This window comes from Streptomyces sp. NBC_01298, from assembly GCF_035978755.1.
GTDB lineage: Bacteria > Actinomycetota > Actinomycetes > Streptomycetales > Streptomycetaceae > Streptomyces.
In genome coordinates this window covers 5,036,663-5,047,982 of sequence record NZ_CP108414.1, presented here as the reverse complement: position 1 = coordinate 5,047,982, position 11,320 = coordinate 5,036,663, and the positions used below count along the sequence as shown (strand labels likewise).

The following is an 11,320-nucleotide window of genomic DNA, read 5'->3' as shown; positions in this document are numbered from 1 at the left end:
TTAAGCAGGTGCGAGGACACTTCCACAGCCGTTCGGGTGGCACCTCGAACACTCGTCGCCCAGAGTTCACCCTGACGACCGTGCTGATTCACTTGGGATGCCGGAGTCGGTCGCGTTCGGGGTTCACCGTGGCAACGTGGGGCCGATGGCCCGCACCGGCCCGCCCCGGGCAGCAGTACGGCAGTAGCAGTAGGTCGAGAGAGGGACACGAGAATGCGTGACGCGTACCACGAGGAACTGGACTCGATCGGTGAAGGCCTGGTCGAAATGGCCCGGCTGGTCGGCTCCGCCATCGGGCGGGCCACGACCTCCATGCTCGACGCCGACCTGAAGCTCGCCGAGAGCGTCATCGCCGCCGACCAGAAGGTGGACGACCTCCAGCACGACCTGGAGGCCCGTGCCATCGCGCTGCTCGCGCGCCAGCAGCCGGTCGCCACCGATCTGCGCATCGTGGTCACCTCGCTGCGCATGAGCGCCGACCTGGAGCGCTCCGGCGACCTGGCGCAGCACGTGGCCAAGCTCGCCCGGCTCCGCTTCCCGGACACGGCGGTCCCGCGGGACCTGCACGCGACCATCCTGGAGATGGGGCAGCTCGCGCAGCGGCTGATGGCGAAGGCGGCCGAGGTCATCATCACGAAGGACGTCGACCTGGCGCTCCAGCTGGAGCAGGACGACGACGAGATGGACCAGCTGCACCGCACGCTGTTCCAGCACCTGATGGACGACCGCTGGAAGCACGGCATCGAGACGGCGGTCGACGTGACCCTGCTGGGCCGCTACTACGAGCGCTTCGCGGACCACGCGGTGTCGGTCGCCAAGCGCGTGGTCTACCTGGTGACGGGTGAGCACGCGGACGAGCTCCAGGCACCCACGCAGGTCGAGGGCGTCTGAGCCGGAGGGCCGAGGGAAGCCGGACCGGCAGGGGCTGGACCGGCAGGGGCTGGACCGGCAGGGCTTAACCCCCCTCACGGGCTGGATCAACAACGAGCCCCCAATGCGCCGTTGACGCGGGGGCCCGGCTGGGCATGAATGAGGGCGAAGGCCAAACGCCTACGAGGAGGATCCATGCCCGATTCCCCCGTCCCCATCACCCCGGAGCAGGAAGCGCAGCCCCCGGAGGGCCTGCGCCTGAGCTTGCCCCTGCTCGCGGCCTGCGGCTGCGGCTCGGGCTGCGGCTGCGGCTGCCAGTCCGGCGCCCCCTGCCAGTGCGGCGGCTGAGGCCGCCCACCCGGCCACCCGTACGCGAAGGGCCCCGTCCGACATCGCGTCGGCCGGGGCCCTTCGCGTCGACCCCATCGAGAAGGAGACGGAGACGGCCATGCGCTACGGCCACCCCAGCCAGGAACAGTTGCGGCGCAACTTCGAGAGTGTCCTGACCAACGTGCTGTCGGGGCGCGGCGTCCGCACCGAAACGGGGCTCGACACCCCGACGGAGAACGCCCTGTGGGCCATCGCACGCGCCCGCCCGAACGCCCCGGACGCGCTCGTGGCCGCGGCGTACCGCGCCTTCGCCGGCCAGATCGACGGCAGCAACGCGGCCGCGTGGCGCGCGGAGATGGACCGCAAGATCGCCGAACGTGCGACGCGGCCCCGCCCGCCGGGCCCGCCGGCGGACCGGGGGCCGCTCCCCCGCCCCGCACCGTGACGACCGCCGGACACGGATGTCACCACGCTTCAGCGCCCCCTGGCGCCGCCACGCCGCCGCCTGCGTCCGAATGCCCGCTCCGAAATGCCCGGCCCTCCCGTCCTGCTTAGCGTCGTCATGCCGTGCCGCGCAGCCCGCGGCACCCGAGGTGACTGGGAGAACCGCCGTGGCAATCGCGATGAACCTTGCATGGTCCGAGCTCACACCCGAGTTGTACGACGCCGCCCGTGCCCGCGTGGGCTGGGAGGAGGACGTTCCCGACGGGCTGGTGCTGCACACCAGCTGGTTCGCCGACGACGGCTTCCACGCACACGACATCTGGGAGTCGGAGGACCAGTTCACCCGATTCATCGCCGACCGGATCGCCCCCGTGATCAAGGGGGAACTGGGCGTCCAGGGCGACCCTCAGGTGGCCATCTCCCCCCTGCACAGGCGCTTCGTCGTCCCCGGCGTGACCGGCGGCGCCTGAGCCGGGCAACGAGAAGCCCCCCTCCTCCGAGGGCCGGCAGGTTCGGGGGCTTCCCGGAGAACGGGCTCGGTCGAGTGGTCGGCGACCTGTCAGCGGGCGAGCGTGCCGAACAGGGGCCTGTCGTGACCTGCGCGTCGGTCGGCGGCTTGACGACGCGGGTGGGCGCGGCGCCGGCGACCTTGCCGTCCTTCGTGCCGTCGCCGCGACCGCGAAGGCGAGCTCGGGCTGCTTGTCGTTGTTCAGGTCGGTGACCTTGAGCAGCGAGGGGATGCGGAACGTGCCGGCGGGCGCGGGCAGGCCGGGCGCGTTGTACGGGCCGCTGGAGGAGACGGTCACGTAGCTCGCCGCGGCCGTGGCGGTGGTGGCGCCGTCCGCGCCCTTGGCGTTCACGGAGGCGTCCGGGGCGCCGATCGCCAGTCGGTCCAATGTCCGTCCCTACGGCTCCCGTTGGGTCGGAACGGTGGTACGAGTCCCCCGGCAGGACCGCGTCATGATTCCCAGGGGTGGAGGGCACTCCAACTGCCGCCGGCCGCGGCGAACACCAACTCGGAGCCCTCGAAGACCTCCCGCTCGTTCGCCGGGGGCGGGCCGTCGAAGCGCTCGGCGCACAGGCCGACCTGCAACCGGCCGTCGAAGCGGGTGAACTGCGGGGGATCGCAGAGGACCCAGGCGAAGCCGCGGCTCTCGTCGATCCGGAACAGCCGCACTCCGAACAGGTCCAAGCGCACCGGTTCCCACCGGAGGTCCTCGTCCACCACCCTGGCGTCGATCACGAGGCCGGCGATCCGCCCCCGATTCCGTGGACTCGATCGCCGCGATGCGCGGGCCGCTCGCGGCAGGGCAGACGAATGCCCCCGGTCCGCGCGGTGTGCGCGGACCGGGGGCAGGTCGCTGGTGCTACTTCTTCTTGCCCTGGTTCTTGACGGCCTCGATGGCGGCCGCGGCGGCGTCCGGGTCGAGGTAGGTGCCGCCCGGGTTGAGGGGCTTGAAGTCGGCGTCCAGCTCGTAGGAGAGCGGGATGCCGGTCGGGATGTTCAGGCCCGCGATGTCGGCGTCGGAGACCCCGTCGAGGTGCTTGACCAGCGCGCGCAGGGAGTTGCCGTGCGCGGCGACCAGGACGGTGTGGCCGTCCAGCAGGTCCGGGACGATCGCGTCGTACCAGTACGGGAGCATGCGGACGACGACGTCCTTGAGGCACTCGGTACGCGGGCGCAGCTCCGGCGGGATGGAGGCGTAGCGCGGGTCCCCGGACTGCGAGAACTCCGTACCGTCTTCGAGCGCCGGCGGCGGGGTGTCGTACGAGCGGCGCCACAGCATGAACTGCTCCTCGCCGAACTCGGCGAGGGTCTGGGCCTTGTCCTTGCCCTGGAGGGCGCCGTAGTGGCGCTCGTTGAGGCGCCAGGAGCGGTGGACCGGGATCCAGTGGCGGTCGGCTGCCTCCAGCGCCATCTGCGCGGTGCGGATCGCGCGCTTCTGGAGCGAGGTGTGCACGACGTCGGGGAGCAGACCGGCGTCCTTGAGCAGCTCACCGCCGCGGATCGCCTCCTTCTCGCCCTTCTCGTTGAGATTGACGTCCACCCAGCCGGTGAACAGGTTCTTCGCGTTCCATTCGCTCTCGCCGTGGCGGAGGAGGATCAGCTTGTACGGTGCGTCGGCCATGCGTACGAGCCTAATGGACACACCCGCCCCCTCGCGCGCGGTGTGTACGGCATGTGGGACGGTCCCCCGATTGACGCCAGCCGTCAATCCAGTGGCTCCCGAACACCCGGATCCGTAGGGTGCGAACCAGTAGAGGGACGCTTACACCTGCGGGGGGATTCCATATGTCCGTTGCCAGTCTGAGACGGGCCGCGCGCGAGAGCGTGGCGGGACTGCCCCGGGAGTTCTGGTGGCTCTGGACGAGCACGCTGGTCAACAGGCTCGGGGCCTTCGTCGCCACATTCATGACCTTGTACCTGACCCTGGAACGGGGCTATTCGGCCTCCTTCGTGGGACTTGTGGTGGCCCTGCACGGGCTCGGCGGTGTGGTGTCCTCCCTCGTCGCCGGCGTGCTCACCGACCGGCTGGGCCGGCGGCCCACGCTGATGGCGGCGCAGGCGTCGACCGCGTTCTCGGTGGCGCTGCTCGGGTTCATGGAGCATCCGGCGGCGATCGCCGCGGTGGCGCTGCTGGTCGGCATGACCTCCAACGCCTCGCGGCCCGCGGTGCAGGCGATGATGGCGGACATCGTCCGCCCGGAGGACCGGGTACGGGCCTTCGCGCTGAACTACTGGGCCATCAACCTCGGCTTCGCCGTCAGCTCGACCGTGGCGGGCTTCGTCGCCGAGTACAGCTACCTGGCCGGGTTCCTCGGCGAGGCGGCCCTGACGCTGGTGTGCGCGGTGCTCGTCTACCTCAAGCTCCCGGAGTCCCGGCCCGAGAAGACGGCGGCGGAGAAGGCGGCCGCCGAGCCCGAGATCGGCCTGGGGACGGTGCTGCGGGACGGGCGGTTCATGGGTGTGGTCGGGCTGTCGTTCCTGATCTCGCTGATCTTCATGCAGGGCTCGTTCGGGCTGCCGCTCGCGATGGGCGCGGCCGGGTTCTCCACCGTGGACTACGGGCTGGTCGCCGCCGTGAACGGCGTGCTGATCGTGGTGCTGCAGATCCCGGTCACCCGGTTCATCGAGCACCGCGATCCGCAGAAGCTGCTGGTCATCTCGGCGCTGCTGGCCGGGTACGGGTTCGGGCTGACGGCCTTCGGCGGCTCGGTGTGGAGCCTGTCGCTGACCGTCTGCGTGTGGACGCTGGCCGAGATCGTGAACTCCCCGACCCAGATGGGCCTGGTCGCGCGGCTCTCCCCGACGCACGGGCGCGGCCGCTACCAGGGCATGTACACGCTGTCGTGGGCGGTGGCCTCGCTGATCGCGCCGCTGATGGCGGGCTTCGCGATCGAGCACTTCGGCGCGGGCTGGCTGTGGGGCGCGACGGCGGTCCTGGGGACCATCGCCGCGGGGGGCTACTGGCTGCTGATGAGGGGGCTCCCCGTTGCGGAGCCGGGAACGGGGGCGGTCGTGGAGGTCGTCGCTCCGACGGCTCCGGTGGCTCCGGTGGCTCCGGTGGCTCCGGCCGCCTGAGCCCCTACTCCGGCTTCGCAGCCGCCGTCCCCGACGGCTGCGTCAGGTTCTTGAAGGCGTCCAGGTTGCGCGTGGACTCGCCCCGCGAGACCCGCCACTCGTACTCCCGCCGGATCGCGCTCGCGAAGCCCAGCTCCAGCAGGGTGTTGAAGGCCCCGTCCGCCGCCTCCAGGACCGTGCCGAGCAGCCGGTCCAGGTCGTCGGGGGTGATCACCGACAGCGGGAGGCGGGCCGTCAGGTAGACGTCGCCGAGCGCGTCGACCGCGTAGGCCAGGCCGTAGAGCTTGAGGTTGCGCTCCAGCAGCCAGCGGTGGACGCCGGCCTCGTTCTCGTCCGGGTGCCGGATCACGAAGGCGTTCACCGACAGGGAGTGCTTCCCGGCCTTGAGCGAGCAGGTGGTGCTCAGCTTGCGGGTGCCGGGGAGCTGGACCACGTACGAGCCCGGCGCGGGGCTCTCCCAGCTCAGTTCCGCGCCGGTCAGCGTCGCTTCGATGATCCCGTGGACGTCAGCGTCAGCCATGGTGGGAGCGTACGTGACGGCGGTGATCGTGCATCGCCCCCGTGTACACGTCGGCCGTGCCGCTCGCGGCGGTGTCCCAGCCGAAGAACTGCGCGTGCCGCGCGGCCGCCGCGCCCATCCGGTCCGCGAGGCCCGGCTCGTCCACGAAGCGCCTGAGCTGGCGGGCGTAGTCCACCGGGTCGTGGCCGGGTACGAGGATCCCCGTCACCCCGTCGTCGACGGCGACGGGCAGCCCGCCGACGGCCGCGGCCAGCACCGGCGTGCCGGTGGCCTGCGCCTCTATGGCGACCAGCCCGAAGGACTCGTTGTACGAGGGCATGACCAGCACGGACGCCGCCCGGAACCAGTCCGCGAGCGCGTCCTGCGCCACCGGCGGGTGGAAGTGCACGAGGTCCGCGATGCCGAGCTTCGCGGCGAGCTTCTGCAGCCCCTCCGGCTTCGCGAGCCCGCTGCCGCTCGGCCCGCCGACGACGGGCACGAAGAGGCGGGAGCGCAGCGCCGGCTCCCGGTCCACGAGCTCGGCGACGGCGCGCAGCAGGATGTCGGGGGCCTTCAGGGGCTGGATGCGGCCCGCGAACAGCGGGATGACGGCGTCCTGCGGCAGCCCGAGGCGGGCCCGGGCGGCGGCGCGGCCGTCGCCGACGGTGAAGCGCTCCAGGTTCACGCCGGGGTGGACGACGGCGACCTTGCCGGGGTCGGCCGCGTAGTGGCGGACGAGCTCGTCCGCCTCCTCGGCGGTGTTCGCGATGAGCCGGTCGGCGGCGTCGACGATCTGCGTCTCGCCGATGACGCGGGCGGCGGGCTCGGGGGTGTCGCCCTCGGCGAGCGCCGCGTTCTTGACCTTGGCCATGGTGTGCATGGCGTGCACGAGCGGGACGCCCCAGCGCTCGGCGGCGAGCCAGCCGACGTGGCCGGAGAGCCAGTAGTGGGAGTGGACCAGGTCGTAGTAGCCGGGGCGGTGGCGGGCCCAGGCCTGCATGACGCCGTGGGTGAAGGCGCACAGCTGGGCCGGCAGCTCCTCCTTGGCGAGGCCCTCGTACGGGCCCGCGTCCACGTGCCGTACGAGGACTCCGGGCGCGAGCTCGACCACGGGCGGCAGGCCGCCGGTGGTGGCCCGGGTGAAGATCTCGACCTCGATGTTGATCGCCGCGAGGCGCCGGGCCAGCTCGACGATGTAGACGTTCATCCCGCCGGCGTCACCGGTGCCGGGCTGGTGCAGCGGTGAGGTGTGCACGCTGAGCATGGCGACGCGGCGCGGCTTGCGGTGCCCGCCGACGCCGGCGGGCAGGCGCAGGCGCGGCGGCTCGTGCCGGGTGCCTGAGCGGGCCGCGGCGAACCGGCCGCCGATGCTGCCGCCGATGCGGGACACGTACTGGCTCAAGGGAGCAGTTCCTCTCGCTCGGACGGCATGACACGCAGAGCGCTGTGGGCGCTCTTCTAGGAGTGCAACCCGGACGGCCGTCCCCCGCATTCCGGGACCGCCGGTTTTCCTGCCCCCGTCCCGGATTTTTATCGCGCGGGAACCCTCCGCTTACTCTCTGCACATGGCCTCCCGCTCCACCCCTCCCCCTCGTCGCCCCGTCGGCACGGTGACCCGCGGGACGACGAACCCGAACCGCCTGCGCCGCATGGACCGCTGGATCGCGGCGACGCACGGCCCGGCGCTGCGGCGCGCGGACGAGCCGGTGGCGGTGGACCTCGGCTACGGGGCCGCGCCCTGGACGGCGGTGGAGCTGCTGGCCCGGCTGCGGGAGGCGGCTCCGCGGGTGCGGGTGGTCGGCATCGAGATCGAACCGGCCCGGGTGGCGGGCGCGAAGCCGTACGAGCGGGAGGGCCTGAGCTTTCGGCACGGCGGCTTCGAGGTACCGCTGGAGGGCGGGGTGCGGCCGGCGCTGATCCGGGCCGCGAACGTGCTGCGCCAGTACGACGAGGAGCAGGTCGAGGCGGTGTGGGAGCGGTTGTGTGCCCGGCTGGCTCCCGACGGGCTGCTGGTGGAGGGGACCTGCGACGAGATCGGGCGGCGCCACGTCTGGGTCGCGCTGGGGCCCGAAGGGGCGCGCACGGTGACCTTCGCGACCCGGCTGGGCTCCCTGGAGCGCCCGTCCGACCTGGCGGAGCGGCTGCCGAAGGCGCTGATCCACCGCAACGTGCCGGGCGAGCCGGTGCACGCGTTCCTGCGCGACTTCGACCGGGCGTGGGCGGCGGCGGCCCCGTACGCCTCCTACGGGGCGCGGCAGCGCTGGATCCGGACGGCGCGGGCCCTGGCCGGTGACTGGCCGCTGGCGGACGGGCCGGTGCGGTGGCGTCAGGGGGAACTGACGGTGCGATGGGAAGCGTTGAGGCCTTCGGGGTGAACGTCGGGCTCCGGGGCGGGCGGGGCTGCCGGTGCCGGCGGGTCGTTCGGGACGCATCGGATGGATATCCACAAGGGTGTTGGAATTCACCGACTCGTGGCACCATCCCGAAGGCAGTCACAAGTTACTGACGATTAATCAATCCGGTGTCTGGGGGGACCATGAGGAAACGACGACGCGGTTCGATCGCCCTCACTCTGCTCTGCGCGATGGCGCTGCTGTCCGCGCCCGGCGCGCTCGCCGGCACCGCGTTCGCGGCGCCGGAGCCCCAGCCGAAGTCCCTGGAACAGGTCCGCAAGGACATAGAGGGCCTCTACCGCGAGGCCGGCACCGCCACGGACGCCTTCAACCTCGCGGAGAGCGAGGCCAAGGCGCAGTCCGACAGGATCGTGGAGATCGCCAACCTGGTCCTCGCGGGCCAGAACCGCATCACCGCCCTGAAGACCCGCGCGGGCGCCGCCGCCCGCGCCCAGTACCGCGCGGGCGGCCTGCCGCCCGGCGTGCGACTGGCCCTGAGCGACGACCCGACCCAGTTCCTCGACGGCCACGACCGGCTGCGCCAGGGCGAGAAGGCCACCTCGGACCTGATCTCCGAACTCAACCGGACCCAGACCGACTTGGAGCAGTACGCGAAGGACGCGAGCGCCCACTGGGAGACCCTGGAAGCCAACCGGGTCAAGCAGGAGGCCGCGAAGAAGCAGGTCGAGGACAAGATCAAGGCGGCGGAGGACCTCGAAAGCAAGCTGGAGGCCGAGCAGAAGGCCCGGCTGCTGCAGCTGGAGGCGGAAGCCCAGAACAAGGCGCAGACCGACTGGCTGTCCACGGGCGCGATGACCGGCTCCACGGGCGCGGCGGCCACCGACGCCGGCAAGCGCGCCGTGCAGTTCGCGACGGCCCAGATGGGGAAGCCGTACGTGTGGGGCGCCGAGGGACCCGGTTCGTACGACTGCTCCGGGCTGACCTCGCAGGCCTGGCTCGCGGCGGGCAAGCGGATCCCGCGCACCTCGCAGGAGCAGCTGCGGCTGCCGAAGGTCGCGATCAAGGACATGCGGCCGGGCGACCTGATCATCTACTTCGACGACGCGACCCACGTCGGGATGTACGTCGGGGGCGGCGCGATGGTCCACGCCCCCCGTCCCGGCCGCAACGTCACCATGGCGGGCGCGGGCTCCATGCCGATCAAGGCCGTGGTCCGGCCGGACGCGTAACGGCGGGCGGCACGCCTCCGGCGGGGAACGGGGAGCCGTCCCGGCGTCTCGGCGAGATGTCCTGGTGGGATGTCCCCGCGAGATGACCCCGTGGGATGTCCCGGCGGGGATGTCCCGGTGAGATGTCTCGAATGTCTCGGTGAGATGTCTCGGAGGGCGGGACGCCGCACCCCCCGTTCCGTGACGTTCGTCATTCGTCGACGCGGACTTTCCCACCCGATAACGGCATATGCCGGAGCCCCGCACCGGACCCGCCATTCCGCTTCCCCCGTACCGAGGCTAGGGTCGCCGGACGAGCGAACCCCCGAGGGGGCGGGAAGGAACCGGAGAATGCCCGTACCCGTACCGCGGCAGAGGGACATCCCGGCCACCGAGAGCGGCCCGGGCGGCGCGTCATCGCTCACCCTGCTGGTGATCGAGGACGACCCCGCCGGCGGCCTCACCGTCCCCGAGATCCTCGACGTCGACGGCCACCGCATCCGGCTGCGCAGCGCCCGCAACCTCACGGAAGCGGCCCGGCTGCTCACCCCCGACGTGAACTGCGTCCTGCTCGACCTCGCGCTCCCGCACGGCGGCGCGGGCTCCGCCTCCGGCGACGCCGCCGATCCCTTCGGCGCGCTGCGCCAGGTGCTCCGCATCGCCCCGCGGCACGCCGTCCTCGTGCTCACCTCCGAGGAGGACGCGGAGCGCGCCGCGGAGGCCGTACGGGTGGGGGCCCAGGACTTCCTGTTCCGCGACGAGCTCGACGGGCGGCTGCTCAGCCGGGCCATCCGCTACGCGGTGGAAAGAAAGCGGGCGGACATCGCCCAGTACAAGCTCGCGGAATCGAAACTGCGGGCCCAGGAGAACGCCCGGCTGGAACGCGGACTGCTCCCGCACCCGCTCCTGGAGGGTTCCGACCTCCGCTTCGCCGCCCGCTACCGCCCCGGCCGCAGCCGCGCGCTCCTCGGCGGGGACTTCTACGACACCGTCCGCACCCCCGACGGCACCGTCCACGCGATGATCGGCGACGTCTGCGGCCACGGCCCGGACGAGGCCGCCCTCGGCGTCGAGCTGCGCATCGCCTGGCGGGCGCTGACCCTGGCCGGCCTGTGCGGCGACGACCTGCTCGCCACCCTCCAGGAGGTCCTCGAAGTCGAGCGGCCCTGCGAGGAGATCTTCGCGACGCTCTGCACCGTGGACATCGCCCCGGACGGCCGACGCGCGGGGCTGTGCCTCGCCGGCCATCCGGCGCCGCTGATCTCCCGGCCGGGCCGCCCCGCGCGCCTGCTCCCGTACGAGAACAGCGGCCCGGCGCTCGGCCTGCTGCCCCGGGCCCGCTGGCCGCGCCGCCAGGTGGAACTGGGCGGCACGTGGAGCCTGATGCTCTACACCGACGGCCTGATCGAGGGAAAGATCGGCCAGGGCAAGGAGCGGCTCGGGCAGGACGGCATGGTCGAGATGATCAACCGCCACCTGGCCGACGGGCTGAGCGGCGAGGGCCTGCTCGAAGCCTCCGTGACCGAAGCCCGCCGCCTCAACGGCGGGGAGCTGACGGACGACGTCGCCGTCGTCCTGCTCTCCCGCGCCGAAGGCTGACGGGCCCGCCCGCAGCTCTACGGAGCCGCCCTACGCCCTACCGTCCGCCGTTGTAGGGCCCGTACGGCCCGTCGCTGCTGCTGCCGCCGCTGCGCCGGCCACCGCCGGAAACCTGCTTGAGCGCGGGACGCACGTCGACGAAGAACACGATGGTGGCGACGAGACCGGCGATCATGAGGAAGAGCATGCCGCCGAGCGTCCCCGACCAGACGAGATAGTCGATGGCGACGGTGACGCCGAGGAGGACCGACCAGAAGGTCTTCGTCTTCTTGTCGGCCGCACGGTACGCGTCCTCGCGCGCCATCAGCGCGAACACGAAGGCGACGACCGCGAGCCCGAGCACCGCCAGCCCGAGCAGCGGAACCACTCCGGTATCGAACCCGTTCATCAACATCGTCTGACCGCCTTCTCGCGCCTTGTCCGCCGGATGCCA

General features: G+C 72.1%; 13 protein-coding genes. 8 read left to right on the top strand and 5 right to left on the bottom strand.

The features are described 5' to 3' along the window. Positions 1-213 precede the first annotated feature (213 nt). The 4 genes from phoU (at position 214) to OG730_RS22905 (ending at position 2,114) form a co-directional block, all read left to right on the top strand. The gene (phoU, locus tag OG730_RS22920; RefSeq protein ID WP_030858619.1) at positions 214-891 is read left to right on the top strand and encodes a phosphate signaling complex protein PhoU; all 678 of its coding nucleotides are present in this window, start codon (positions 214-216) and stop codon (positions 889-891) included. Positions 892-1,065: 174 nt separating this feature from the next. Beyond that, complete coding sequence (locus OG730_RS22915) at positions 1,066-1,218, top strand: hypothetical protein (protein WP_254386622.1); 153 nt, start codon at positions 1,066-1,068, stop codon at positions 1,216-1,218. A 100-nt stretch (positions 1,219-1,318) separates the two neighbouring features. Further along, complete coding sequence (locus tag OG730_RS22910; RefSeq protein ID WP_327305988.1) at positions 1,319-1,645, top strand: hypothetical protein; 327 nt, start codon at positions 1,319-1,321, stop codon at positions 1,643-1,645. 166 nt (positions 1,646-1,811) lie between these two features. Beyond that, positions 1,812-2,114: a hypothetical protein gene (locus tag OG730_RS22905; protein WP_327305987.1), complete on the top strand. Its 303-nt coding sequence runs from the start codon at positions 1,812-1,814 to the stop codon at positions 2,112-2,114. A 488-nt stretch (positions 2,115-2,602) separates the two neighbouring features. Here the strand turns inward: OG730_RS22905 and OG730_RS22900 are convergent, their stop codons facing one another. Continuing rightward, on the bottom strand, positions 2,603-2,887 hold the full coding sequence (locus OG730_RS22900; protein ID WP_327305986.1) for a hypothetical protein: 285 nt from the start codon (positions 2,885-2,887) through the stop codon (positions 2,603-2,605). A gap of 124 nt (positions 2,888-3,011) precedes the next feature. Further along, positions 3,012-3,773, bottom strand: coding sequence for a phosphoglyceromutase (locus OG730_RS22895; protein WP_327305985.1), 762 nt, complete (start codon positions 3,771-3,773; stop codon positions 3,012-3,014). 164 nt (positions 3,774-3,937) lie between these two features. Here OG730_RS22895 and OG730_RS22890 point away from each other — a divergent pair, with 164 nt between their 5' ends. After that, entirely contained in the window at positions 3,938-5,227 is a 1,290-nt protein-coding gene (locus OG730_RS22890; RefSeq protein WP_327305984.1) for an MDR family MFS transporter, read from the top strand. Positions 5,228-5,231: 4 nt separating this feature from the next. Here the strand turns inward: OG730_RS22890 and OG730_RS22885 are convergent, their stop codons facing one another. Both OG730_RS22885 and mshA read right to left on the bottom strand, forming a co-directional pair. Continuing rightward, positions 5,232-5,747, bottom strand: a complete 516-nt coding sequence (locus tag OG730_RS22885; protein ID WP_327305983.1) for a type III secretion system chaperone family protein — start codon at positions 5,745-5,747, stop codon at positions 5,232-5,234. After that, on the bottom strand, positions 5,740-7,128 hold the full coding sequence (gene mshA / locus OG730_RS22880) for a D-inositol-3-phosphate glycosyltransferase (protein ID WP_442814989.1): 1,389 nt from the start codon (positions 7,126-7,128) through the stop codon (positions 5,740-5,742). Before mshA ends, OG730_RS22885 begins: the two co-directional genes overlap by 8 nt. A gap of 163 nt (positions 7,129-7,291) precedes the next feature. On the opposite strand from mshA, the gene OG730_RS22875 reads away from it, so the two are divergent. The 3 genes from OG730_RS22875 to OG730_RS22865 all read left to right on the top strand — a co-directional run bounded on the left by OG730_RS22875 (position 7,292) and on the right by OG730_RS22865 (position 10,887). After that, positions 7,292-8,101 carry a class I SAM-dependent methyltransferase gene (locus tag OG730_RS22875; protein WP_327305982.1) on the top strand — a complete coding sequence of 270 codons (810 nt, stop codon included), beginning with the start codon at positions 7,292-7,294 and terminating at the stop codon, positions 8,099-8,101. Between the two features lie 161 nt (positions 8,102-8,262). After that, positions 8,263-9,309: a C40 family peptidase gene (locus OG730_RS22870; protein WP_327305981.1), complete on the top strand. Its 1,047-nt coding sequence runs from the start codon at positions 8,263-8,265 to the stop codon at positions 9,307-9,309. Positions 9,310-9,639: 330 nt separating this feature from the next. Further along, positions 9,640-10,887, top strand: a complete 1,248-nt coding sequence (locus tag OG730_RS22865) for a PP2C family protein-serine/threonine phosphatase (RefSeq protein WP_327305980.1) — start codon at positions 9,640-9,642, stop codon at positions 10,885-10,887. A gap of 37 nt (positions 10,888-10,924) precedes the next feature. On the opposite strand, the gene OG730_RS22860 is transcribed toward OG730_RS22865, so the two are convergent. Next, positions 10,925-11,281 (bottom strand): DUF2516 family protein, encoded by a 357-nt coding sequence (locus OG730_RS22860; protein ID WP_327305979.1) that lies wholly within the window; start codon positions 11,279-11,281, stop codon positions 10,925-10,927. Positions 11,282-11,320 lie beyond the last annotated feature (39 nt).

Bases quoted from the DNA above. Each gene is read 5' to 3' on its own strand.
- phoU (WP_030858619.1), top strand. From the start codon at position 214: ATGCGTGACGCGTACCACGAGGAACTGGACTCGATCGGTGAAGGCCTG.
- OG730_RS22915 (WP_254386622.1), top strand. From the start codon at position 1,066: ATGCCCGATTCCCCCGTCCCCATCACCCCGGAGCAGGAAGCGCAGCCC.
- OG730_RS22910 (WP_327305988.1), top strand. From the start codon at position 1,319: ATGCGCTACGGCCACCCCAGCCAGGAACAGTTGCGGCGCAACTTCGAG.
- OG730_RS22895 (WP_327305985.1), bottom strand. From the start codon at position 3,773: ATGGCCGACGCACCGTACAAGCTGATCCTCCTCCGCCACGGCGAGAGC.
- OG730_RS22890 (WP_327305984.1), top strand. From the start codon at position 3,938: ATGTCCGTTGCCAGTCTGAGACGGGCCGCGCGCGAGAGCGTGGCGGGA.
- OG730_RS22885 (WP_327305983.1), bottom strand. From the start codon at position 5,747: ATGGCTGACGCTGACGTCCACGGGATCATCGAAGCGACGCTGACCGGC.
- OG730_RS22875 (WP_327305982.1), top strand. From the start codon at position 7,292: ATGGCCTCCCGCTCCACCCCTCCCCCTCGTCGCCCCGTCGGCACGGTG.
- OG730_RS22870 (WP_327305981.1), top strand. From the start codon at position 8,263: ATGAGGAAACGACGACGCGGTTCGATCGCCCTCACTCTGCTCTGCGCG.
- OG730_RS22865 (WP_327305980.1), top strand. From the start codon at position 9,640: ATGCCCGTACCCGTACCGCGGCAGAGGGACATCCCGGCCACCGAGAGC.
- OG730_RS22860 (WP_327305979.1), bottom strand. From the start codon at position 11,281: ATGTTGATGAACGGGTTCGATACCGGAGTGGTTCCGCTGCTCGGGCTG.